Annotated in this window: 23 protein-coding genes and 1 pseudogene; 9 read left to right on the top strand and 15 right to left on the bottom strand. The window is 62.6% G+C overall.

Going from position 1 to position 20,828, the window contains the following annotated elements; translation table 11 throughout:
* Positions 1-12 precede the first annotated feature (12 nt).
* Positions 13-540, top strand: a complete 528-nt coding sequence (locus PY310_RS15375; protein WP_275215344.1) for a hypothetical protein — start codon at positions 13-15, stop codon at positions 538-540.
* 376 nt (positions 541-916) lie between these two features.
* On the opposite strand, the gene PY310_RS15370 is transcribed toward PY310_RS15375, so the two are convergent.
* The 8 genes from PY310_RS15370 to PY310_RS15335 all read right to left on the bottom strand — a co-directional run bounded on the left by PY310_RS15370 (position 917) and on the right by PY310_RS15335 (position 8,091).
* The gene (locus tag PY310_RS15370) at positions 917-2,095 is read right to left on the bottom strand and encodes an ATP-binding protein (protein ID WP_275215343.1); all 1,179 of its coding nucleotides are present in this window, start codon (positions 2,093-2,095) and stop codon (positions 917-919) included.
* 193 nt (positions 2,096-2,288) lie between these two features.
* Complete coding sequence (locus PY310_RS21565; protein ID WP_342755754.1) at positions 2,289-2,606, bottom strand: SSI family serine proteinase inhibitor; 318 nt, start codon at positions 2,604-2,606, stop codon at positions 2,289-2,291.
* Between the two features lie 608 nt (positions 2,607-3,214).
* The gene (locus tag PY310_RS15360; protein ID WP_275215341.1) at positions 3,215-4,135 is read right to left on the bottom strand and encodes a GAF and ANTAR domain-containing protein; all 921 of its coding nucleotides are present in this window, start codon (positions 4,133-4,135) and stop codon (positions 3,215-3,217) included.
* A gap of 112 nt (positions 4,136-4,247) precedes the next feature.
* Entirely contained in the window at positions 4,248-4,664 is a 417-nt protein-coding gene (locus tag PY310_RS15355) for a LapA family protein (protein WP_275215340.1), read from the bottom strand.
* A gap of 16 nt (positions 4,665-4,680) precedes the next feature.
* Complete coding sequence (locus PY310_RS15350) at positions 4,681-4,983, bottom strand: DUF3040 domain-containing protein (RefSeq protein ID WP_275215339.1); 303 nt, start codon at positions 4,981-4,983, stop codon at positions 4,681-4,683.
* Positions 4,984-5,400: 417 nt separating this feature from the next.
* Complete coding sequence (locus PY310_RS15345) at positions 5,401-5,808, bottom strand: four-helix bundle copper-binding protein (protein WP_275215338.1); 408 nt, start codon at positions 5,806-5,808, stop codon at positions 5,401-5,403.
* A gap of 59 nt (positions 5,809-5,867) precedes the next feature.
* Positions 5,868-6,002: a hypothetical protein gene (locus PY310_RS15340; protein WP_275215337.1), complete on the bottom strand. Its 135-nt coding sequence runs from the start codon at positions 6,000-6,002 to the stop codon at positions 5,868-5,870.
* Between the two features lie 766 nt (positions 6,003-6,768).
* Positions 6,769-8,091 carry a DUF2254 domain-containing protein gene (locus tag PY310_RS15335; protein ID WP_275215336.1) on the bottom strand — a complete coding sequence of 441 codons (1,323 nt, stop codon included), beginning with the start codon at positions 8,089-8,091 and terminating at the stop codon, positions 6,769-6,771.
* A gap of 197 nt (positions 8,092-8,288) precedes the next feature.
* Between PY310_RS15335 and PY310_RS15330 the strand changes: the two genes are divergently transcribed.
* The 5 genes from PY310_RS15330 to PY310_RS15310 all read left to right on the top strand — a co-directional run bounded on the left by PY310_RS15330 (position 8,289) and on the right by PY310_RS15310 (position 11,216).
* A complete protein-coding gene (locus PY310_RS15330) occupies positions 8,289-8,816 on the top strand; it encodes a DUF421 domain-containing protein (RefSeq protein ID WP_275215335.1) in 528 nt (175 codons plus the stop codon).
* 95 nt (positions 8,817-8,911) lie between these two features.
* Entirely contained in the window at positions 8,912-9,082 is a 171-nt protein-coding gene (locus PY310_RS15325; protein WP_275215334.1) for a hypothetical protein, read from the top strand.
* A 399-nt stretch (positions 9,083-9,481) separates the two neighbouring features.
* Positions 9,482-9,928, top strand: coding sequence for a hypothetical protein (locus tag PY310_RS15320; RefSeq protein ID WP_275215333.1), 447 nt, complete (start codon positions 9,482-9,484; stop codon positions 9,926-9,928).
* A 66-nt stretch (positions 9,929-9,994) separates the two neighbouring features.
* Positions 9,995-10,306, top strand: a complete 312-nt coding sequence (locus PY310_RS15315; protein ID WP_275215332.1) for a DUF3040 domain-containing protein — start codon at positions 9,995-9,997, stop codon at positions 10,304-10,306.
* A gap of 556 nt (positions 10,307-10,862) precedes the next feature.
* Positions 10,863-11,216 carry a hypothetical protein gene (locus tag PY310_RS15310; RefSeq protein WP_275215331.1) on the top strand — a complete coding sequence of 118 codons (354 nt, stop codon included), beginning with the start codon at positions 10,863-10,865 and terminating at the stop codon, positions 11,214-11,216.
* Positions 11,217-11,262: 46 nt separating this feature from the next.
* On the opposite strand, the gene PY310_RS15305 is transcribed toward PY310_RS15310, so the two are convergent.
* Both PY310_RS15305 and PY310_RS15300 read right to left on the bottom strand, forming a co-directional pair.
* Positions 11,263-11,565: a DUF4193 domain-containing protein gene (locus tag PY310_RS15305; RefSeq protein ID WP_275215330.1), complete on the bottom strand. Its 303-nt coding sequence runs from the start codon at positions 11,563-11,565 to the stop codon at positions 11,263-11,265.
* 519 nt (positions 11,566-12,084) lie between these two features.
* On the bottom strand, positions 12,085-13,326 hold the full coding sequence (locus PY310_RS15300) for a UPF0158 family protein (protein ID WP_275215329.1): 1,242 nt from the start codon (positions 13,324-13,326) through the stop codon (positions 12,085-12,087).
* A 197-nt stretch (positions 13,327-13,523) separates the two neighbouring features.
* Between PY310_RS15300 and PY310_RS15295 the strand changes: the two genes are divergently transcribed.
* Together PY310_RS15295 and PY310_RS15290 are read left to right on the top strand one after the other, a co-directional pair.
* On the top strand, positions 13,524-14,195 hold the full coding sequence (locus PY310_RS15295; protein WP_275215328.1) for a hypothetical protein: 672 nt from the start codon (positions 13,524-13,526) through the stop codon (positions 14,193-14,195).
* 123 nt (positions 14,196-14,318) lie between these two features.
* Positions 14,319-14,537: a hypothetical protein gene (locus PY310_RS15290; protein ID WP_275215327.1), complete on the top strand. Its 219-nt coding sequence runs from the start codon at positions 14,319-14,321 to the stop codon at positions 14,535-14,537.
* A gap of 111 nt (positions 14,538-14,648) precedes the next feature.
* On the opposite strand, the gene PY310_RS15285 is transcribed toward PY310_RS15290, so the two are convergent.
* From PY310_RS15285 to mobC, 3 genes are read right to left on the bottom strand one after another with little or no spacing between them, the layout of a single operon-like run.
* Positions 14,649-15,410 (bottom strand): hypothetical protein, encoded by a 762-nt coding sequence (locus tag PY310_RS15285; protein ID WP_275215326.1) that lies wholly within the window; start codon positions 15,408-15,410, stop codon positions 14,649-14,651.
* A gap of 9 nt (positions 15,411-15,419) precedes the next feature.
* Complete coding sequence (locus PY310_RS15280) at positions 15,420-17,066, bottom strand: relaxase/mobilization nuclease domain-containing protein (RefSeq protein ID WP_275215325.1); 1,647 nt, start codon at positions 17,064-17,066, stop codon at positions 15,420-15,422.
* On the bottom strand, positions 17,032-17,427 hold the full coding sequence (gene mobC / locus PY310_RS15275; protein ID WP_066435253.1) for a plasmid mobilization relaxosome protein MobC: 396 nt from the start codon (positions 17,425-17,427) through the stop codon (positions 17,032-17,034). Before mobC ends, PY310_RS15280 begins: the two co-directional genes overlap by 35 nt.
* Before the next feature lie 248 nt (positions 17,428-17,675).
* On the opposite strand from mobC, the gene PY310_RS15270 reads away from it, so the two are divergent.
* Positions 17,676-17,984: a hypothetical protein gene (locus PY310_RS15270; protein ID WP_275215324.1), complete on the top strand. Its 309-nt coding sequence runs from the start codon at positions 17,676-17,678 to the stop codon at positions 17,982-17,984.
* Positions 17,985-18,679: 695 nt separating this feature from the next.
* Here PY310_RS15270 and PY310_RS15265 read toward each other — a convergent pair.
* Complete coding sequence (locus PY310_RS15265; RefSeq protein ID WP_275215323.1) at positions 18,680-20,029, bottom strand: ParB/RepB/Spo0J family partition protein; 1,350 nt, start codon at positions 20,027-20,029, stop codon at positions 18,680-18,682.
* A 575-nt stretch (positions 20,030-20,604) separates the two neighbouring features.
* Positions 20,605-20,706, bottom strand: a pseudogene (locus PY310_RS15260) (DNA-processing protein DprA); the annotation flags it as partial.
* Positions 20,707-20,828 lie beyond the last annotated feature (122 nt).

Here is a 20,828-nt window from a genome sequence, read left to right as displayed (position 1 = left end):
TAGGGTCACACCATGACGGTGCATGGCCAGTTCCAAGGAGATCGAGCCCGCACGCCCGAAGAGGAGAAGTTCCTGAAGGAGCTCGCTCGCGGCATCGCCGGCTGGCCCCCGACGAACCCCAAGCTTGATTCCTTTAAAGTGTTCGCACGCATCAAACCGCTAGTCGTGATTCTGGACGTCCCTGGTATCGAGACGCCGGACGCGTGCACACTTCAGGTTGCGTACTGGCACGACGGACCCAGCGGCCGCACTTTGGAAGGTGAATGGGGAGATAGCCACGTCTTGGACAACCATGTCTACGACGGAGATGGCCTCACAATTATCGGCTTGGAGGAAGCGCCGGATACCTACGGCCACTTCGCAGCCAACTGGCTGGAACGTCAGCTTAAACGCCCCGTGGAACGGTTTGATTGGCTACAGGGTGGACAGGCCAAGGAGTCAACATGGCGCCTGCAAGACTCGGGAAAAATAATTGCCCGAAGTGGCCGGTCGTTGCGCCTTCCCTCCAAACAACCCGATCGCGTGCTCAAAGTTCGGTAGGGAGATTGGCTCTTCGGCTGCTATTTCCACTGACCAAGCGGCCCTACCGCAGGATGAATACGCTCACTTTGAATCCGCAGGGATGCCAGTAGACAGTATGATAGGACATAGAACGCCGCTCAGTTAACACTAGCATTTCCCGCGCTGGCGGGTCCATGCCGTGGGTTGGCGGAGCAATTTTGGGATGGGAACGTCGTGGTGTCCCGTCATCTCATGTCGGCCCGGCGCCCAGTGCGATTGGTGTCTGATGACGGACGCCATTGCCGGGATGGTGAAGGCGATGACTCCATGATCGGGAGCGTCGACGAGGCGCTTTCGCGATCAGGTTTGCGCGGATCGGGCCCAAGCGTTCCTTATCGGATCACCACATTCGTCGTCAGTCTTCTCCTTGGCGGGCGATGAAGCCCGCCATGCCAGGGACCGTGAATTGAATGGAGCCGTATTCGGGCGCGTACACGACGCCTTTAGCGATGAGACGGGAACGGATGACCGCAAGCTTGGTGGTTGACTTACCCAGCCGGCCTGCGATTTCTCCGGTGGAGGACGGACTGTCACCGTCCTGCGCCATGGCACGGAGGTACAGGCGTTCTGCGTTGGTGGCCCGCTGCCACCTGGCTTCGAAGAAGCCGTGGTCCAGGTCGCTGGTACCCAGGCGTACTGCTACCTGGGCATCCTCTGCGCTGATGACCTTTTCCGACGCCGCTTCCCACACTGAGCGCCCATAGACCTGGAGGAAGAAGGGGTAACCGTTCGCGGCCGACAGCAGCAGCGACAGCGCGTCGGGTGCCAGCGAGGCGCCGAGCCTGCTGATGGGCAAAGCGAGGGCTTCCGAGGCGGCCTCTTCGTTGACCTGGCCAATGGTCCGGTAGAGAAACAGCCTTTCCCCGTACGTTCTGGCTTCAGAAATCTTGCCGGGGAGGTTGGGCAAGCCGGCTCCGATGATGTAGAAAGGCCAGCCGCGCTGCCCCGCGAGGTGCTGCACGGACAGCAGCACAGTCAGCAGCTCCTCATCCAGGTCCTGCATTTCGTCAATGAACAAACCAAACCCTGCTCTGGCTTTCCGCATCGCCAGCGAGAGGTCCTCGACCAGTTCTTCGAGGTCAATGTCCAGGTTGCCTGAGTCGGCCCGCCCCTGGTGTTTGGTGGTGATGGATGCCGAAACACCTGTCACTCCCAGACTGGCCGAGATGTTGCCGATGCCGGCCATGGCGTCCTGCAGGAAGCTCCACGCGGGCTTTCCCCGGAGCCTTCTGGCCCCCAGTTCCAGTTCACGCGCGAGCTTCGCCCGGGTGGCCTTCTTACCGGCCTCGCCTGGTTGGGCCTCAACCTGGATGACCAGCCAGTCGTTGCGACGGGCATGCTCGGCAAACACGTTGAGCAGGACGGTCTTGCCGACCCCGCGAAGGCCGGAAAGAACCATGCCCCGGTCCCCCACCGTGTTGGACTTGGATCGGGCGACCAATAAATCGAAGGCATCAATCTCGCCGTCACGGCCGACCAGCTCAGGCGGGCGGACACCAGAGCCAGGGTTGAAGGGGTTCAGTGCAGGATCCATTCACCCGATGATAGCGGCTTCTAACGACTTATAACAAGTAGTGTTATAAGGGAATATAATTCGTTAGCATCGTTGCGGATCTTCAGCTACTGTTCCAAGGCAGCCGTCGGTTGGCAGGATAGATCAGCTGTAGCGTTCATTTCGGGATGCGCGCCGGGGGCGACACTTTGGCGCCGCACTTTGGCCTGTGCGGCTAGAGGTCTGTGGTCGGGCCGAGAATGCTTTCGGCCGCGTTCCATTGGCTGATCTCGCAGCCGTCACGGAGGGCGAATGAGATGTCCACTGGCACGCCATCGACCATGCCGGTCACGGTGGCTGTTTGGGGTCCGCCGTATTGCTGGGTGCACACCACGTCTTTGCCCCGGGGTTGTGGGATGAGCACTTCAGGATTGTTTTTTAGTGCCTCGCAGGCTTTGGCGGCAGAGGGGTGCTGGCTTTCATCGGTTGGAGCCCCGTTCCTGCACGTCAGGGTGTAATTGATGGCCGGTTGGGAATCGGACGGTTTGACCATGATGGCGAGTTCGGCGTCGCCGTGCCCGGGCCCCGGCGGAAGGGAAGGCGGCGACGGTGAAGGGCCGGGAGCAGTTGTTGTGGGGTCGGGCCGCGGCGTCTGCATTGTTGGGGCAGGGCTGGCCGAGGGTATCTCGGATGCTGTGGGCTGTGGTGGTCCGCCGTCTGGCGAGCATGCACAGAGGCTAAGAACGGAGACGACCACGAACGTGCGGATCATCGTCTGTGGCATGACATGCCTCCTCGGAGGGCTCTCGGTTTTTGCGATTGTTTATGCCATCCCGTTTCAAGGGTGCGCGTTAGGGTACAAGGATCAACAGACGGGCCGGTGCAGTTCAGTGCAGACCGCCGTTTCTGTGCTTCCTCAGGCGCTCCGGAACAGCGCGGATGAAAAGTATGGACACTGCGGTACGGGTGTTCTTACATCCACTGCCGGCCAGGGTTGCGGGCTTTTCCGCCACCCGACAGCAATTCTGTGGGACACTGCAGGTCCCGGTGCGGGGATGTCCATGCGGCCTGGGCGGGCCAGCCCGGGAAGAACTGCCGCCACCTTTCCCGGGGTCTGTGCTCGTGCTGCGGCCTGCGCTTTTTCCGTCATCAAGGAGAGTGTCATGGGTCAAAGTGAACGACGATGTCGCTGTCGCCGGAGACGGATGCGACGACGGCCGCGGCCAGGTCCCGGAGTTTCATCTGTCTGGAACCGGCAGCACGGCGGAGAATATTGAAAGCGGTGTCGTGGTCGCAGTTGTTCTGGCCCATCACCACTCCCAGTGCTGATTCAATGACCGCTCGATGTTCCAGTGCTGCGTACAAGTTCCGCACGGTTTCCGTAAGATCGGTGATCCGTAAGGCAGAGCGGAGCATCTTTGACGCGTGCTCGGCGAATGCCCGCGCGGCTTGAATGTCGTGACGCGAGAAAGCATCTGATGTGACGGCTGTCAGGCTCATGACTGCCCGGCTTGGGTCTTCCACTTCCAGGGGGATGCTCACACAGGATCTGATTCCATGTTCGGTGGCGGATCCAGCAAGGCCGGGCCAGCGGTCATCGCCGGTCAGGTCGGAGGTGTGGACCGTGCATTGTTCGGTCATGGCCGTCAGGTTTGGGCCTTGTTTAAAGTTGTCCTCCAATTGGTCCAGCGAGCGGGCCAAAGGTCCGCTCCAAGCCGTGATTGGCTGCTTTTTCGGGCGGCTGATTGTTATGGAGCAGGCGGAGTCGGGGCTGACGCAGGTCACCGTGTTTGCGGCGACGGCGGTGAGGTTTTCCACGAAATCCTCGAGTTTTCCGTTGTTCAGCATGAGGTCCTCCAGTTCCACCGCCAAATCCGGTTTCGGTATGGCCAGGGTCGCGGTCTCGCAGTGGTTTTTGATCAGGCCAGTACCGGCGCACTCGCGGACTTCGGCGATTGCAGCTGCGGCAGCGTGCTTGTCGCCGAATGGACCTGAAACAGCTAAGACCCTGCCGTCGGGGGCGAGGAGCTGGAAACGTATCTGGAACTGATCATCGGTGAACAGTTCGAAATGTCCGGCCATGATGGCCATCCTCCCTGCCGGGTCAAGGTCCTGAGTGCCGGCGGGTAGAAATTATGGTTGGGTAGGCGCGGGGCCAGAGGTGGCGTCAGGTCCCGCTGCTTCGCTGCTTCCATCACCTGGCGGGGTGCCCTTGTCTGAACCATTGACCGTGGGTGTTTTTTGGCGGCCTGGTCGGGACGCGATGTAGGCGGGTGGCGGCGGTTCGCAGTTGCGCGATACGGATCGCGCCGGCGACTGCTACGAGGAGTCCGCCGATGACCGCGGCGATACAAAGGGCGATGCCGAGGGGAACCGAGCCCGCGAGCCCGAAATACTGTACGGACACCTGTTCCTGGTTTTGGAGAATGAAGAGAATCAGGACTCCCAGGAGTACAAGGCCAGCGACAGTGGCCGTCCACACAAAACCGGCCCTGGTGGGGTGCGGCGGATCCCCGGTGGGGCCGTTGGGGGATGTGCGCGCCCCGATCGCCGGTTGCCGTGCAGGCGGTGCTGGGATGAGACTTCGGGGAGTTAGCGGATGTGTTTGCATGGTGCGACCTTGCCTTTCACGTTTCATGACGTGTCTCTTCTGGGCCTGTATAGAGTCCGAGGCCTTTGATGAACCAGTGGGCGCCGGCCATCATCAGCAGGAAGCCGACGGCGCCGATAATAATGAGTTCTGTTGCGATGCCCACGATGACAAGGGTGAATGCGGCTACCAGCGTGAGGAGTCCATGGACCATGGCGGCCTCCCTGGTGTGTTTCCCGGGCGCACCGCTCTGCAGTGTCCGGTCCAGATCCGGGTCAGTGGAAGCCAGCTCCTGTTCGAGCATTTCAAGGCGTTTGCGTTCTTCCTCTGACAGTGCCATGGATTCCTCGCTAACTTCTTGGATCAGGTCGGGTGTGGGAAATCAACGCCGGGCACATGGATGGTCAGGTGATGTTTTGCGGTGCCCGACGCATGTGTTTCCGGTGTCCGGCAGCAACGCTGCCCCAGGTAACTCCGGCGGGTTAGTTGCGCCGTTGATCGAAGCTGAATCCACACGCGCACCGGTAGGTGTGCAGGCTGCGGTCATTCTGTGCTCTGGTTTGGTCGCCCGCCGGGGCGGAATGAACGATGATCAGTTGCATTTGCTCACCGCAGTGAACGTGCGAGTTCAGCATGCGGCGCAGATCCGGATCCTCCGATGATCTGCCCGGTACCGGATTCCCTGGCCGTTCCTGTTCCCAGGAACGGCGGGCTGCCTGGGTGTTCTGAGGTCGGGTCATTGTGCCGCTCTCCTTGCTCAGCCCAGCGAAGCAAGGAGTTCACTGCAGGCGTGTTCACACTGCCGGCAGGCTTCGGCGCACACTTCACAATGGCGGTGCATCGAGGCGTGCTGCGCACACTCCTCGGCACAGGCCCGGCAGGCGATGCGGCACATTTCGAGCACAGCCCGGGTAAGGCCAGCGTCGTGGCCGGTATGGCGGGAGAGGATCTTTCCCGTGGCCGCGCAGATGTCTACGCAGTCAAGGTTGGTGCGGATGCATTGTGTGAGCTCGGCGACCATGTCTTCACTGAGACAGGCATCGGCGCAGGCGGTGCAGGTTTGTGCGCAGTCAAAGCACGCCTGGATACACTCGGCGAGCTTGGTCCTGTCGACGCTTCCGGGGTCTTTCGGGTGTGCGTCCAGCATGGACTGTACGTGTGTCATTGCAGTCTCTTTCCAGGGGGTAATCAGCAGGGTTTGATGAGGGTGAACGGCGGAGCGTTCTACGTCCTGCTGATGGAAAGTTCGACCACGGTAAGCGCGGGCAGGTCAGGCACCACAGGCGCTGCGCCGTTGAGCAACGCATCCCCGGGCTGTTGGTAGGTCACCGGTGGCGGGTCCAGAGCGCCAGTCCTCATGGGGGCCGGTTCGCCGCGGGGCGCATGACGCCGTTGGCAGCAGTCCTTTTCGATTTCTTCCGTCCCCAGTGATGGCGCGACGCTGTGTACGGCGCCGGTTGAGTGGGAGGTCGATGGTGGGGTGTCAGCGGGACTGGCTGCGGTTTCCGCTTGCGGCGGCACTTCGCGGGGACCCGGATCGTCTGCTGTCTGGATCGGGCCGTACCCGGGGACGATCGCGTACCGGCTGCCGGAAGTATAGGAAGCGGCTCCCGTGAGGAGAAGGGTCAGAAGAAGCCACACGAAGAGGCTTCGCAGCCAAACGGGGCTGCGAAGCATTCCTGGTAAGGACCACGTCAGCGCGGCCATCTCCGAATCCCGGTGCGTGCCATATAAAAAGCCTAGCGACGGGCGCTCCCCGGATGGTCACGCATGCATCACTTTTAGGCGTCAACTTAGAGGCCAGGTGGCTCAAGGAACCGGCGGTCCCGGCGGCGGCTGCCTGGTTGCCGCCCACAAGAACCGGGATGGATCGGCCCGAAAAATCCAGACGGGCTATGGCGGCCCGTATGCAGCCGGCCTCTAGAAGGGCACCGCGACAGGACAGCATCGCGCTGGGGGGCCACCCCGGTATTCCGGCAACCACCGGTTCCGGAGCACCGGATGTATCCCGTTGACCGTCCGTGGCCCTGGCCGCCGGCTTTCGCCTTCACCGACGCAATGGTCGTGGCGTTACTCACGGCGCTGCTCGGCGGTTCGGTTTTGTCCTAAAGATCCTCGTGGCCGTTCATGCCTGCGTGAGTCCTTGCGCATCGGCTTTTTTCAACAGGCTTCGCAGCTCCGGGTCGGAATAATCCGCAGCAAGGATAGCGATGCGCATCTGCTCCAGATGGTCCAGAATTTCCTGACGGTATCGGCCGTTGCGGTCGCACCAGGCGAGTTCGTGGAGGAGTCCCAGGAGGCGGTCCGCAACGGCAGGGTCCCCGGCTCCGTATTTCCTGGGCTGATCCATGGCCAGGTCGAGCAAGTCCCGCAGCGTGGGGAGGGACAGCACCACCCTGATGCGCCCGTCCTCGTCGGTGAGGTGCTCCGGCCCGGGGTTCCTGTCCGCCAGCCGGCACAGGAGGTCCGAGAGATGACCAATGACATGGACTGCAGTAGTGGGGTCGTTAATGCCCGGCGAAAGGGCACGCACGGCAACATCCACCAGTTGCCGGAACCCGAACCCCACGTCCTGGACGTTGGTACGTTCAAATCCTGTTGCCAGGGCCGCATTCACCTCATGGGTCAGCTTCTCCCGGGCTTCCGCTCCCAGGATGGCCCCCTTTTCCACTGCCCAGGCGGTGGCGAAGGGAACTCCCACCACCAGGGAACTCCCCGGTGGAACGTCCAACCGCACCACTGCCCCGCATGTCGTGACAGCGCGAAGGAGCGCATCTTTATCAACGGAGGTCAAAAATCCTGAGGAAAAGGAAGTGATGGGAACTCCCTGTGATGCGGGAACCGGAGCGGGTCCATGCGCAGGCCGGTCCTCGGCAAAGACCCGGTCGATGCTTTCCTGCGTTTCCAGATTGACCCGGCGCATCATCGTTTCCACCCGAATCTCCCGCGCCAGGTGCGCCAGGAACAGCACCAGGCCGACCACACTGGCGATGGCGAGGGCAAACGCGACGGTGACCGAGATTTCCGGTACGAAGGCGGTGTTCCCGCTGCCCTCGTCCCGGACGCTCCGCAGGACCGTCAGCGCGAAGGCAAAGGCAGCCAGAAAGAGGGCCAGTGTTCCATGGACAAACCGGTCAGAGGTAAATGTCCGCAAAAGCCGCGGCGAAAATTGACTGCTGGCCAGCTGCAGCGTGACCACCGTCAGCGAAAAGGTCAGGGACGTGACCGTGATGAGGGATCCCGAGATCGCCTGCAGGATCGACCGGGCAGCTTCCGGACCTCCACTGAAAAGAAAAACTCCAACGTTCTCCGGGAGCTCACCATCAACAGCTGAATCCAAAGCAGGCAGCGCCACCCCCATCACGACCGCCAGTGCCACCGCCAACACAGGAAGTGGCCATAACTGCGTCCGGAGCGAGTCCAGCACGTGCACAGCACGGCCGTCCATCACCAGCAATCCCTTTGTAGTAATAGTGCTTCAAACATGAGCTCCTGCTTCCTGCCACGGCACCACCGGTGGATGCGGCCCTCTCCCCCACTACCCTTGGTGCAGCTAAACGGAAGGGGAAATACTAAGCGTACTGTCAGTGACGGTGTCCCTATCCTTGATATTGCCGAATTCTCTGTCGAAGGAGCATCAAGCGTATGTGGTTCGATTCGTGGCCGGATATTCTCCGGGTCCTGCTCATCGGCTCGGTCTCGTATGCCGCCTTAGTGGTGCTCCTGCGGGTGACGGGCAAAAGGACCCTGGCGCAGCTGAACGCGTTCGACTTCATCGTGACAGTTGCCTTCGGATCCACGCTGGCCACTATCCTGCTTAACTCGGACGTCGCCTTCCTCGAAGGGTTGACGGCACTCGCGCTGCTGGCGGGCCTTCAGTTTCTCGTGGCGTGGGTATCAGCGCATGTGCCCGGGGCAAGGTCAGCTGTGACCTCACGACCGGTGGCTCTGGTGGTGTCCGGGGAACTCCAGCATGCCCAGCTGCGCAGGAACCGCCTGAGTGAATCCGAGGTGCTGCAGGCGGTCCGTGCCACCGGTTCCGGTGACCTGTCGGACGTTGCAGCGGTGGTCCTTGAAACCAACGGGACCATCAGTGTCATTCACAGGAGCAAACTCGGCAACGGGTCCGCTCTTGATGGTGTTCAGGATGCTCCCGGGCCCGAACTCCCATGACAGGCCACGAACACCGGTCTGGCGGCCCGGGCGCGCAGTTAGGAAGCGGCCAGCTTCGCCGCGCTGAGGTACTGGCCCGGCGGCTGGATAAACCGATGGGGATCCTCGGGGTGATCTTCCTCTTCGTAGTGCTCGGCCAGCTGGTGGCGAAAGAGCCGGCCATGGTCACCGCCTTCACGGTCGCAGGGTGGTTGTTCTGGGTTGTGTTCGTCGCCGAATTCCTGTTACGCGCCTACATTGCCGGTTTCAGAGCAGGAGAGGCCTGAATCAGGGTTACGGGCGCGTCAAGAATGGCCCAGCCCAATCACGGGTGCATAACACGCGGTTGCCGGGACAGATCAGGCACGTAGCCTGAATAGTGAGCGGCATTGCGGAACCGGTATCGGAACCGAATGCGGGCAGAATGCAGAACCTGCCACCCCGGAACCCGCGAGATATCCGGGACACAACCCACAGCAAGATGGTCCCAGCGCAGCCGGTGGCTTCGCGGTCGAATCATCACGAGCCCTTGATCGGCAGCGGCCGCCAGCAGTTGCCGGCCTGATGTTACGGCTGATGCGAAAACACGCAGGCTGTCAGCCCTCCACGGGGCTTTTCGCCGTAGTCCAGATTAACTAAACCCCTGTACGGCAGTCAGATCGATGACTGAACCGGAAGGACACCACATGAACAAGGCAAGACGTGCTCTCGCCGCACTGCTGGCGCCAGGTATTGTGACGCTGCTTCTAACGGGCTGCACGCCCCCACCTGACGAGGACCACTACGCGATCGCGGTGGGGTCAAACAAGGACTTTGCCGGCCTTGAACTGCGCAGCATATTCATTGTCACTTCAGCCGAAAACGAGCCGGGTCGCATATTGGGGACGATCTTCAACAAGACTGCCGAGAACATGGATCTTGTTATAGGGGACCGCGACGACGAGCTGCCCTTGAACATTCCAGCCGGGGGAAAGGTGGAATTTCAGGATGTGCCGACTGTCCTCAGCAGCACAGAAGCAAGGCCAGGCGCGCGGACCGACCTGACAGTCAAAGCTCAGGGCGACACAACAAGTTTTGACGTGGCCGTACTCGACGGGACATTGGAGCAATACGCCCCATACGTTCCAAAGTGAGTTCGCTAGGGGATGTTTCAGTCCTTCGGCTAGCTATTGACCCCGGGGAGCAAGGGAAGCGCCGTCATGGCCCTATCTGATGAAGAACGCAGGAGAATTCAAAACCTCGAACAGGAACTGGCCGAAACCGACCCAGGCCTGGATCACCAGCTGCAGGAGGGGATGTCCCGGCGTTGGACATCCGCCCGCACTGTCTACGGCATTCTGGCAAGTCTAGCCGGCTTCGCTTTGGTCATCGCCGGAATCATCAACCAGCTTGCGGTCATCGGCGTCGCTGGCTTCCTACTTATGGTCTCAGGAGCCCGTTGTCTCCCTGGTCACTTTCCTGATGGCGTAACCAGGCAGCCGCCACAACGCCGTGCCGATGGAGGCCCCTAAAGAGGGTGTTGCTAAAGCAGCGGACAGCCCTGGACCACGGTCTCAACGAGGAATCCGAATTCCCGCCGGGAAAGCTACAACAGAAACTGGAAGCATTCTCAGTACTCCGGGGACACCTGGTCCTTTGACAATCTCCGGCCTCGCACCGGCGTCCGGAGTGTAGGGATCGTTCACTGGATCGATGCCACGCATTGTAGAAGATTTTCTTCACTTTATTGATTTCTAATAAAGCGCGTATTTTGCAATAAAGTCGTCCAGGGCCGGGCTCGGAGCGTACCCAAGGTGGCTTGGCTCCAGTGAGTCCTCGGTTGTCCTGACAGAATCCCTGGTTTCGTGGTTCAACGGCGGACGGAAGCCTGCGGATGCTATTCACGCATGGGAAAATCCCAAGACTCAACCAGGCCCGCGCAGGCGCTGATTAACAGCGGCGGCAGCGGCTGGCCCCGCTCCTTGATGGAACAGGTTCCTGCGCCGGTGTTCCGTGGATCACATTTGGTCTATGGTTATTCGGGGTCGCCACAGCGTCGTGGCACCCAACACAGAGCGGAGAGAATTCGTGACGACAGAGAAGCTTCGGGTGCTGGTCCGGGTGGACCTCGACTGCGCAACTGCCCAGGTTGCAGCGCAGGGTCATGTGACCTCCAAAAGCGTCCACGGCCTGTATGACGTGATGAAGCGCGCCAACTCGCTCACCGCTGGCATGACCCTGGAGCTTGATATGACCCGGGCCCGGATCGAGCCCGACGCGCTGGAAGAACTCCGGGCCTGCTCGAAGTCCCACCACCTACCCGCCTGCGTCGATCCGTTCCAGTCCGACTACAAGCTGAGCATCCTGACCCCTGAGACCGCGGCGCCAAAGGGCTACCCAGGCAGACTGACCCGCAACAGCAATCTCCAGACCGCAGGGTAGAAAGCCACGTTGACCCGCCGGCTACGGCGTCGTGAGGGATGGATGCCTATCCTTCACACTCGATGCAGTACGAGTGGCCGTTGCTTTCGCGTGCGAGCTGGGACCGGTGCCGGACAAGGAAACAGGAGTAGCAGGTGAACTCGTCCGCTGCCTGCGGAATGATCTGAACGACGAGTTCCTCGGCGACGATTTCTCCCCCTGGGGTGAGGCCCTCATCGAGCGCGTCGGCTTCGTCCAGTTCAGTGACGACGCTGCGGGCATCCGGGGCGTTCGCGGACTGCAGCGCCTCCAGGGAACGGTCCTGGGATTCTTTGACGTCGGAACGGACTTCATCGTAGTCGGCTGCCACTTTAGGTGTTTCTCGTTTCTGACGTTTGCTGCGGTGTTCTTCTGACGAGACAGCAACGTACACCATTACTCCGTTGTTCCTATGTCTAAGGACGGGAGAACGTCAGTGCCCCGCGCTCCGCGGACGGCGTCAGTGTGTTCACGCCGATATCTCGCCCGCCAGGCGACGTGGATGTCCTTCGCCGGGCCGTCGGAGACGATACGGCCGCGATCCCCTCCCCCACCGCCGTGGCCAAGCCAAAGCCGACGCGGCCCGGACAACACAATTGGCGAAGCTCCAGTCAAATAGCGGTTGACCGGAGCTTCGGTTCATTATGCATACCTGATCCTGAGGATTCCCTGTGAAGGCGTCCAGCGGAGGCATCGGCTGTGACGCTGAATCGGCGGAGAAAATCGAGAGAGCGAACCGGCAAGCTGCACCGGGACGACCTTGGAACCGTACTGGAGCTCACGATGGGCGCGGCGTGGGCATGCGGCGGGCTGTACGTCCTTGCGTCGGCCGCTGACCGGGCACGGTTCGTCAACCCACCCGGATGCCATTGTCAGCGAGGAACTCGCGGGCACGGCCCATCTGGCGGTCGGTGGAGAAGGCGTACCACTGTTCGGTCAGGTTCTCGCTGTCGACGAGGTCGCGGAACCGGCTGAAGGCGCCTTTGCCTCCGATCGCCCGCTCCAGCCGCTCCCGGAGAGCCTCATCGTGCTGCCGCTCGGCGAAGGCCTCCATGTCCCGCCAGCCGTCCCGAGAACCAGCGCGGTTGAACCGAAGCCAGCGGCCCGGTTCCTCCTCCACGTCGATGGCAGCGTCTTCCCCGACCATCATCGGGTCAGTGGCGGCCTCGTCGTACACCTGCCCGGTGCGCAGGTCGAGGAAGCCGCCGGTTGACAGGCCGGGATCCCCTTCCAGCACCATGCTGAGCATCTCCAGGTCTACCGGCACCAGCCGGCCTGTCAGCGGCTCGCGGCGCAGACCGGCCAGCAGGTCCTCGGCCAGCACCTGGTCACCAGGCCCGCCGCGCCACGTCAGCCGGTTGATGACTGACAGTGCCACCGGCCCGGTCTCCTGCCGTCCCTGTTCCAGCGCCATCGGTATGCCGGCGCCAACCTGCTGCAGAGCGTCATCGATGTCCGGTCCCGTGACTGCTGCGAGGAAACGGGCCGCATCTGCCGACGCAATGGCTCCACGCAGCTCGGACAGGTCCAGCCCCGGTACCTGCACCTGCGCCGGCCAGGCGTGCAGGAGCATCGGGTGCGGCGTGCCCGGTTTCCTTGGCGCCCGGCTCTCCCCGTCGTCGGTAGCCCATCGGCGCCCGTACTGGTCCGGGACGCTGCCCCATCCCCAGTACGGCAGTGGGACATCAGGGCGCACACCCAATACCTCCAGCGGGTCGACCTTCACTTCCCCGACCACGCACCGGTGCATCCAGGAGTCACCGAGGTCGTACGTGAACTGAAACTCAGCCCCCGCTTCCAGCGTCCGGACGACCTTTGCTACATCGATGTCGATTGGTGCGATGATCGGCCCGCGGAAGGATCCGGCCATCTCGGCTCCCGTCTCTTCATCAGTGATGACCCGGCCGTCGGCCAGGGTAAACAGTGACAGGTGCGAGCGGTCCCACCGGGCGAAGGCATCGTTGATGGCATTGGCGAGATCCATGAAGGTATGTGACGGTCCGACCGCGAAGATACGCCCGGGCCAGGGCCACAGCTCCTGACCACGACCGCCGAGCAGTTCCACCGTCACCGATAACCAGGTTCGCGCCATACCCCAAGAATGTCACGCGCCGCGCGCCACGGCCGTTCCGTCGCCGCGTTACTGCATGGTCCCGGCCGCCCTATCCGTTGTCTTCCGCCCGTCGTATTTATTAGCTACCGCGATAGCATCTGCTGGATGGACAAGGTGCAATCTTGGTCAGGTGCCGCTCGCCATCCCGACCGCGCTGCCAAGGCGTCGGTATCCGCATGAGGCTCGTGAAGACTGACGTCATCGCTGGCTTGCCGGCCCCGGCAGCCAGAGAGTTCCTGCGCCGGATCAGGTTCGCAGACTTCGATGAGGAATGGGCCTTGTCCCTGCTCTCGTCTCTTGGCGCTGCCGGCCCGCATTCGACCCTTCTGGGCCTTGAAGACGCGGGGTACATCGAGCGTGCCGAGTACTCCCACGGCAGCCAATGGTGGTGGAGATCAACAACGCTCGGCAATGCCCTCGCCATGGCCAGCTTCGGGAAACCGATCACCCGCAAAACAGCGGACCGGCTGGTCGCGGAAATAATCGAGCGGGCCAAGGCCTACAATGCCGATCCCACCAAACCTTGCTTCGTGCAGCGCTTGAGGATCTTCGGCAGCTACCTCGATACAGCGGTGGATCCCCTCGGCGACGTGGACGTGGAACTTGTCCTCGGCCAGCGCACCACTGACCCGCAGGAGATTCTGAGATACGGCACCGCCAGCGGGCGCTCGTTTTCGACCTTCACTGATCATCTGCTGTGGCCAGGCAGGGAAGCCGTACTCATCCTGAAGAACCGCTCCACGGCCATCAACATCACCATGGAAGATATTGATGAACTCACCGACAAGACCAAAATCATCTACTCCATGGCAACCGATGAAACGTGTCCCCCTCCCCCGCCCTCGTAACAACAGCCACCGCCTCACGGCGGGCCATGTCGCTCAGCCACCGCCTCGGCGGGCTATGTCGCTGAGCAGCCGGCCTGCGTGTCAGCTGGACCCAACACGTCCGGCACCCGCTACCGTCAAGGCATGTCGAGAGGACGCATGGAGACCACGGCAGGGGCCGCGCCCCTGCTGGCAGGCCAAACGTCGATCGATGACGTCCTCGAACAGCCGTACGACCTGACTCCCCAACTCCCCCTCCACTGGGCCGCACTTATCGCGGGCCAGCGTCTTCACAGCGCCGGAGACTCTCCAGGAGCCGCGGCTTCGTCTCCGCACGCGGAAGCCGGAAACGATCGCGCGTGAGGTCGCACTGCCCGCCGTGTTGTTGGATGAAGACCACCACCCCGAAATCAGTATTTCGAGTAGGCATCTCGGGACCAATTCAATGGACGAGGAGCGCTGGGAACTGAAGTCCTAGCGTTCGAGCCCGCCCCGTTCCAGTGTCTTGTCCGTGCCGCTCTGTTTGGTCATCTTCGAGGTTTTGGCGAGAGACGGCTTTTGAGCCACGGCTGCCGTCGGCGGCGTGCCCTGGTGTTTGTCGGCCAGGAGGCGGGAGTTGACGGCTTCGCGGTCGCCTTTGCCTTCAAGGCTCTCTTCAAGTTGCTGGCGCCGTTGCGGGGAGTCGTAACCCGGTTCTTCCTGTGTCTTTTGTGCTGCCTTGTCCTGCCTGTTGGCGCCAGCCACCGCGGCTCCAACTACCGCTTCATCGGTGCGTGCAGCTGCTGCGGCTTTGGTCCGTTCGTTGTCGGTTTCGGTACGTGCTTGCTGTGCCCGGGTGAGGGCGGCGGAAACGGACGCTTCATCCGCGCCTGTGTTGTTCACGTCGATGCCGTAACGTGCCTGCACCTGGTTGCGGATGTGGTCGGATGCCTGGGCGGCTTCGGGGTCGTATGCCTTCCATGCGGTAGCTGTCTGGTGGGCTTGTTCGATCATGTGGGGGGTGGCTTTGTCCCACCAGTCATCCCTGGCAGTGGGTGCGAGCTGGGCGCGCGCTGCTGCGCGTTGGGCGTCGAAGCGTTCCTGCAACAGGCGCGCGCGTTGTTCCTCGGCGGTGGCGATGGTGCGCTGCTCTTCTTCCCGCATGCGGGCCAGTTGTTCGCCAATGCGTGCGGCGACCATTAGCCCGGTACGCATCGCACCGTCTACTGCTTCGTCCATTCCGTCTGCTTCGCTCATGCTCTTCCCCTATCGCTCGATGCCTGGATTCGGATGGTGGTCCCTGTGTGGCTCCTGCGGGCCGGTATGCCCGGCCTGCTGCAGTGTCTTTTCTGCCCTGGTGAGTGTTGTCGGGATGGGTGAGCCGCCGCGCGAGCGTTCGGCGATGAGCCGCGCCCGGAGGGCTTCTTCGCTGGCACCGGGGTGCTGTTCCCGCAGTGCGTCCATCGTGATCGGCTGTGCCTTGATGGTCTGGGTTGTGGCGCTGGCTTCAACAACTTTGCTGGCAGCGGTCACAGCTGCGGCGAGCCCGCGGACGCGTCGCAGGTCGTCGGTGGCTTTGTGCATGTCGTGGATGGCCCGGGCGGTCTGGGCGAGTTGCCGGAACATCAGGGCGTACGCTGCCCGTTCGCTCTTGGAGGTGGCAGCCAGCAGGATCATTGTCGCTCCACGTGCCGACGGCAGCGCGGCCGCGGAGCGCTTCGGGTAGCGGCGGAGCTGGGCGGATTTGGACAGCTCGCGTGCGGCATCTGCCAGTGGACCGGGGGTAGGTTCGATGCGCCTGGACCATGCACCGAAAGCGGCTGCTGTTTCACGGGCGGCCTGCGCCCAGGCAACGTGGTCATTGTGCGGGGTGGTGGCAAGTTTCTCGCGGAGAGCGTTGATGTCGTTGGCGTACTTGCCCCAGAGTTCCGCGGAGGGCTGCAGCGTCTCCCTGCCCGGAGCAACGGGTCGGCGGTTGCGGGCTGCGGCGTTCCATTCCGCGACGGCCGCGGTGGCTGATTCGGGGGTGCTCTCCCATTCGCTGCGGAGCTTGGGCAGGGCAAGATCGCGTCCCAGGGAGTTGCCGCCGAACCAAACGGCCCGCTCCCCCTTGCGTGGCCGTTCGGCAACGGAGTATCCGGTTACGACATCGGTCCGGCCAGCAGCGTAGCGAGGGCGGACGAGCAGGCCTTCCTGGCGTGCGCGGCGGACGAATTCTGCTTCGTCAGTTGACGCCGCAGCGCAGGTGCGGACCTTGCGGGCGAGGCTGTGGCGTTCGACTTCGGGCAGTCCCTGGCGGGTGGCTTTGGCCTGTTCCGCGGGGGTGTATCCGCGTTCGGCCCGGACCGCGTCGAGTGCGGTGAGTCCGTACTTTTTCTCCAGTGCCCGGGCGACCTGTTGGGACTTGTACTTGCTCTTCCAGCTGTTCCATTTGGTGCCGTCGTCACGGACCATGCTGGCCACGATATGGATGTGGTCGTTGCCGTTCTTGCTCAGTCCGTGGCGGACGGCAACCCACCGGGCCGGGGCCTTTCCGCCGTCTTCGGTGAAGTCCATGTCCTTCATGAAGTCATTCGCGATGGCGCCCCACTTCTCGTCAGTGAGCTGGCCTTCTTCCGCGGCCAGGCTCAGTGAGCAGTGGAAGACGTGGCCGCCGTCGACCTCGGTTTTGTAAAACTGCTTCGCCCGGTCGAGGGCGTTGGCGATATCCAGGGCCGCATCGCGGTTCAGTTCGGTCTCGTCATGCCACGCCATGAGCGCGGCGTCACCGGCAACGAGGTGCGGTTCCTCGTGTTCATTCGCCCGGCCCGGGCCCGCAAGGTAGATCATCAGGCCCGCCATGCGGTCGCCCTGGGTGATGTTCGGAATCACGTCAGGATCACCGGCCAGCCATGTCTGCCAGCTGGCGGTCAATCCGGATGATGACGCTCCTGGCATGAGCAATAGCGGGCGCCGCATCAGGCGGTACTTCACCTGTCGAGTTAGCGTGCCGGGCGATCTGGTTGATGTTGTTCGCCACGGACCCGATCAGGCGCTGCAGGTTCGAAAGCTGCATGAACTGATCACGCCGCTCCGACGGGCTTTCGCTGTCCTCATTCAACGCCGCTTCAATCAAAAGCCGCGGGATTGTGACGCGGTGCTTCTCCGCCAAGGCGAGCAGCTGGGCCTCTTCTTCAGGGCTGACCTTGACCTCGTGACGGTGCATCCTGCCACCGTCAACGTTCGCGCGGCGGCGGCGGGACTTCCACCCGGCGAAGCCGTTGCCTTCACTCATCTGTTCCGCCCCTCCCCTACCTTGCCAGCGCAGCGACCCGGGAACCCCGGGACCAGACACCAGTCTGCCGCGACCGGAACAAAGTTCCCGGGAGCGACACGAACTTAGCCCGGCTAAGTTCCCAGCTTGCTCCGGCAAAGTCGGCTCCTGCTCTTTTCGTGCCGTTTGGTGCTTTGGTGGTCGTGAAGCGGCACGCCACTGCGCGTCGCTGCCCGAAAAACGAGGCCGCCTGTGGTTACGGTGGGTGCATGCCAACCATTGATATTGAACAGACCCGCAATCAGGCCCGCGCCCTCCTGGACTCGCGTATCGAGTCCGTCACGAACCTGGTCAAGACCAGGCAGCGGATCACCGACCTGCGCGAGCAGCTCGCCGACGCCGAGCGTGAAGACAAGCGCGCCTACGTGCGCGCCACTAAAGACGGGTGGAGCACCGAGGAACTGAAGAAGCTCGGGCTCGAATCCGGTGCCGCCGCTCGCCGCCGGAAGCCGGCCACCACCCGGACCTCGGACGATAGTTCCCCGTCCACGGACGACGGGGTTACCGGGGCCGAGTAGACCTGCCCCTCGCCCACATGTGCACGGCAAAAGCCCAACCGCTCCGCTGCTTTTCCCGCACACATCTGGACGACGGGACCCACCGGACCACCTGCACACAACCACCACCTCCCCTCATGTGCCCACGTCGCCCTCAGGCGAGCGGTGGCTGTGCACAGCCTCTGTTGAGTGCGGGGTCGGGGACGGGAAAGACTCCCCCGGACCAGGCCTCGCCGCCGCCGTCCCGCCTCCGGGACGTGGCGGGGTCTGGCTGTGAGCACACACAGTTAAGGCTCCGCACCGTTGGGTGCGGAGCCTTAACTGTCTCGCTGGTGATGTTCTAAATCTTTGCCAGGACGGGGCATGTGCGTTCTCCCTGGTTGTGCCCGGAGTGTGGTTAAACAAAGACAGGCCGGCTGGAGGGTCGGCCTGTCTTCGCTCCTCGGACAAAGGAGATCTTGCGAACTCAGCGTAGCTGAGCATGTTTCCCTGAACCCAGCTGCGCGGGAAAGCCCGCTGTTTATGACAGCGCGGCACCAAGTGCCGGCGTGGGATAGTCGCGTCGATCGGCGGTCCGCCGCCGGTGAGTAGCTGCTGTGGTTCGCTCCGGGCGGCGGACCGCCCGACGTCTCGAAGGTTCCGTACCCCGGTGTGGTGATGGCTGGTGGCCTTGCCGGGCGGTTGCGACAGATGATGCCCGGCAAGGCGGTAGCAGTTTAGGCGGCGTCGGCCTCGTTCGGCTTGCCGCTGTCGAGGATGATCTGCTCAGTCTCACTCGCGGTATAGCCCCAAAGAACCAGTTGCTTCAAGTAGTCCCGGTGCGTCTGGCTCGGGGAGCGCCACGAGTCCTTGGCGATCGTCTTTTCATACCCGGCACACACCAACGCGATCAGGGAAAACTCCGGCCGTGCCGTCGTCTTGGCCACGTGCTCGCGGAGCGGATTCCACGCCCACGCGTTGGACTCCTCAACCTTCGCCCCAACCAACTCAGCGGCAACCTTGCCGTCATAGCCGCTGGCCGTCTCCGGATGGTGCGTGATGGCATGCACGGTGAAGTACTGCCAGCCCTTCGGAGCCTGCTTACGCGCCAGCAAACTCTTCACAAAGTGGCGCCTTACCGTCGTCGCCGAAACCATCGATTTATTGTTCTCAATCAGCGTTTTCCGCTCGGCCTTCTGCTCCTCGGTCATCGGGCCTTTCTGCGCTTGGCGGCCGCCATCGTAACGTTCGTACCTCGGCGTGAAGCCCAGTTCCTTCCAACCTGTGATGGCAGGCTTCGCGTTGTGCTGGCCCCGATAGTCGGTACTGATCACGTAGGCGTTGGCGTCCTCATCAGTGGCCGGTTCACCGTCTGCCCTGTTGGCCGCTGAGACGTACAGGTTCTCCTCATCGGCATAGTGCCCGGCGTCCTCCACAATGATCTTGCCGTGGGCTTCCAGCTCCTCGGTCAGGGCCGCGAGTGCGGCGGCGCTTTCGCGGCGGTCACGCAGCAACTGGGCGACGTGAAGGAGCTGACCCGGTTCATCCATGATGACCGACTCTAATTCCGCCGTCGCATCCCGGTTCCCTTCAAACTCGGCCATGATCAACGCTTCCTCGATGCTCCATCCTTTGCCCAGGGCGGCGGCTCCGGCATCCGATGACTTCGCTTTGAGGGCGCTTTCCACGGTGGTCTTCGTCCTCCCTGTTTTCTTCGCGATCGCGGCCGCCGAGACGCCGATCAGGGATAGCTGGTGGTAGGCGTCGGCCTCGTCGGCTTCGGTCAGTTCGGCGCGCTGGATGTTCTCCACCACCTGCGTCACGATCCGTTCCGCTTCTTCCGGGGACTGGATGATCATCACCGGGATGGCCTCGCGTCTGGCTTCGACGGCGGCGCGGGTGCGGCGCTGGCCCATCAGGACATGCACGGTGCCATCGTCCTTGCGGTGCGCGATCACCGGTTCCATCACTCCATGTTCCTTGATGCTGGCGATGAAGTCGGCGGTCAGGGCCGCGTCCTTACGGACGTTCACATCAACAGTCAGGGTTGCCGGGTCGAGCATTTCAAGCGTGGGTGTTGCGGTCATGGTGTTGTTCCTTCTTGTCCGAGAAGTGGGGTGGGTGGGTGGGGCGGTGTAGGTGACCGGCCAGCTCCCCTTCTCCCCCCGTTGTTTTTTGGTTACTGGCAAGCTTGCTTGCTCGGCGGCCGACGGAAGCCTGTCTACCCTTGGGCAAGGTGTGGGAAATTCCCTAAGGAAATCAGCGACGCAGGAGCGCCGCAGGGAAATTCCTGCACCGCAGGCCCCGACGAAGGAGGGGTTAGACAGGCTGGAGCGGGCGCCTAGAATCCGCAGGACAGCAACAAAAAACGCTTGTGGACCAACAGGTGATGACGGGCAGGAGCTCTGCGACGGACCGGCAGCGCCTAACAGCCGGCCGCGCCAGCGGACGCCCTAATGGGTGTGAGCTCTGGGAACATTCGTTCCTCTTAGCCGCCACCGAAGTACGGCCCTTTCGTGGCACCCTGGTCTGCCGCCGGCGGCAGCTGCACCGCACCTGGTTCTGGCGGATGGCGGTCCGCCGCTGCCGACCAAGAGCGCAAGCCGCCCAGGACGGCGGACCGCCCGCGGTGACCGGCCCCGAAAGGCCGGCCACCCCCGGGCTAGCTGGCGAGCAGTTCGGTCAGTTCGGCCGCGTCGGTCACCAGTACCGCGCCGCCTTCTTTCAGGAGCCGGTGGCACCCTGCCGAGTTGGCGCTATTTATCTGTAGTCATGGAACAGCGTCCTCGATTGTCAGTGATTGGTTGGTTCTTCTTTGTGGTGGACACGTCAGCTTCGCTGTCAGTGGCTGCCCATAGGGTGCTCCCATGATTGCCCCTGGAACGT

Origin of the sequence: Pseudarthrobacter naphthalenicus, from assembly GCF_029076445.1 — a bacterium.
GTDB lineage: Bacteria > Actinomycetota > Actinomycetes > Actinomycetales > Micrococcaceae > Arthrobacter > Arthrobacter naphthalenicus.
The sequence above is the reverse complement of the archived record's forward strand: the minus strand, read 5'-3'. Positions and strand labels throughout refer to the sequence as shown.

Bases quoted from the DNA above. Each gene is read 5' to 3' on its own strand.
- PY310_RS15375 (WP_275215344.1), top strand. From the start codon at position 13: ATGACGGTGCATGGCCAGTTCCAAGGAGATCGAGCCCGCACGCCCGAA.
- PY310_RS15355 (WP_275215340.1), bottom strand. From the start codon at position 4,664: ATGCAAACACATCCGCTAACTCCCCGAAGTCTCATCCCAGCACCGCCT.
- PY310_RS15270 (WP_275215324.1), top strand. From the start codon at position 17,676: ATGCCAACCATTGATATTGAACAGACCCGCAATCAGGCCCGCGCCCTC.
- PY310_RS15370 (WP_275215343.1), bottom strand. From the start codon at position 2,095: ATGGATCCTGCACTGAACCCCTTCAACCCTGGCTCTGGTGTCCGCCCG.
- PY310_RS15325 (WP_275215334.1), top strand. From the start codon at position 8,912: ATGGGGATCCTCGGGGTGATCTTCCTCTTCGTAGTGCTCGGCCAGCTG.
- PY310_RS15265 (WP_275215323.1), bottom strand. From the start codon at position 20,029: ATGACCGCAACACCCACGCTTGAAATGCTCGACCCGGCAACCCTGACT.
- PY310_RS15290 (WP_275215327.1), top strand. From the start codon at position 14,319: ATGTCGAGAGGACGCATGGAGACCACGGCAGGGGCCGCGCCCCTGCTG.
- PY310_RS15295 (WP_275215328.1), top strand. From the start codon at position 13,524: ATGAGGCTCGTGAAGACTGACGTCATCGCTGGCTTGCCGGCCCCGGCA.
- PY310_RS15330 (WP_275215335.1), top strand. From the start codon at position 8,289: ATGTGGTTCGATTCGTGGCCGGATATTCTCCGGGTCCTGCTCATCGGC.
- PY310_RS15300 (WP_275215329.1), bottom strand. From the start codon at position 13,326: ATGGCGCGAACCTGGTTATCGGTGACGGTGGAACTGCTCGGCGGTCGT.
- PY310_RS15285 (WP_275215326.1), bottom strand. From the start codon at position 15,410: ATGAGCGAAGCAGACGGAATGGACGAAGCAGTAGACGGTGCGATGCGT.
- PY310_RS15345 (WP_275215338.1), bottom strand. From the start codon at position 5,808: ATGACACACGTACAGTCCATGCTGGACGCACACCCGAAAGACCCCGGA.
- PY310_RS15335 (WP_275215336.1), bottom strand. From the start codon at position 8,091: ATGGACGGCCGTGCTGTGCACGTGCTGGACTCGCTCCGGACGCAGTTA.
- PY310_RS15360 (WP_275215341.1), bottom strand. From the start codon at position 4,135: ATGGCCGGACATTTCGAACTGTTCACCGATGATCAGTTCCAGATACGT.
- PY310_RS15350 (WP_275215339.1), bottom strand. From the start codon at position 4,983: ATGGCACTGTCAGAGGAAGAACGCAAACGCCTTGAAATGCTCGAACAG.
- PY310_RS15340 (WP_275215337.1), bottom strand. From the start codon at position 6,002: ATGAGGACTGGCGCTCTGGACCCGCCACCGGTGACCTACCAACAGCCC.
- mobC (WP_066435253.1), bottom strand. From the start codon at position 17,427: ATGAGTGAAGGCAACGGCTTCGCCGGGTGGAAGTCCCGCCGCCGCCGC.
- PY310_RS15315 (WP_275215332.1), top strand. From the start codon at position 9,995: ATGGCCCTATCTGATGAAGAACGCAGGAGAATTCAAAACCTCGAACAG.
- PY310_RS15320 (WP_275215333.1), top strand. From the start codon at position 9,482: ATGAACAAGGCAAGACGTGCTCTCGCCGCACTGCTGGCGCCAGGTATT.
- PY310_RS21565 (WP_342755754.1), bottom strand. From the start codon at position 2,606: ATGGTCAAACCGTCCGATTCCCAACCGGCCATCAATTACACCCTGACG.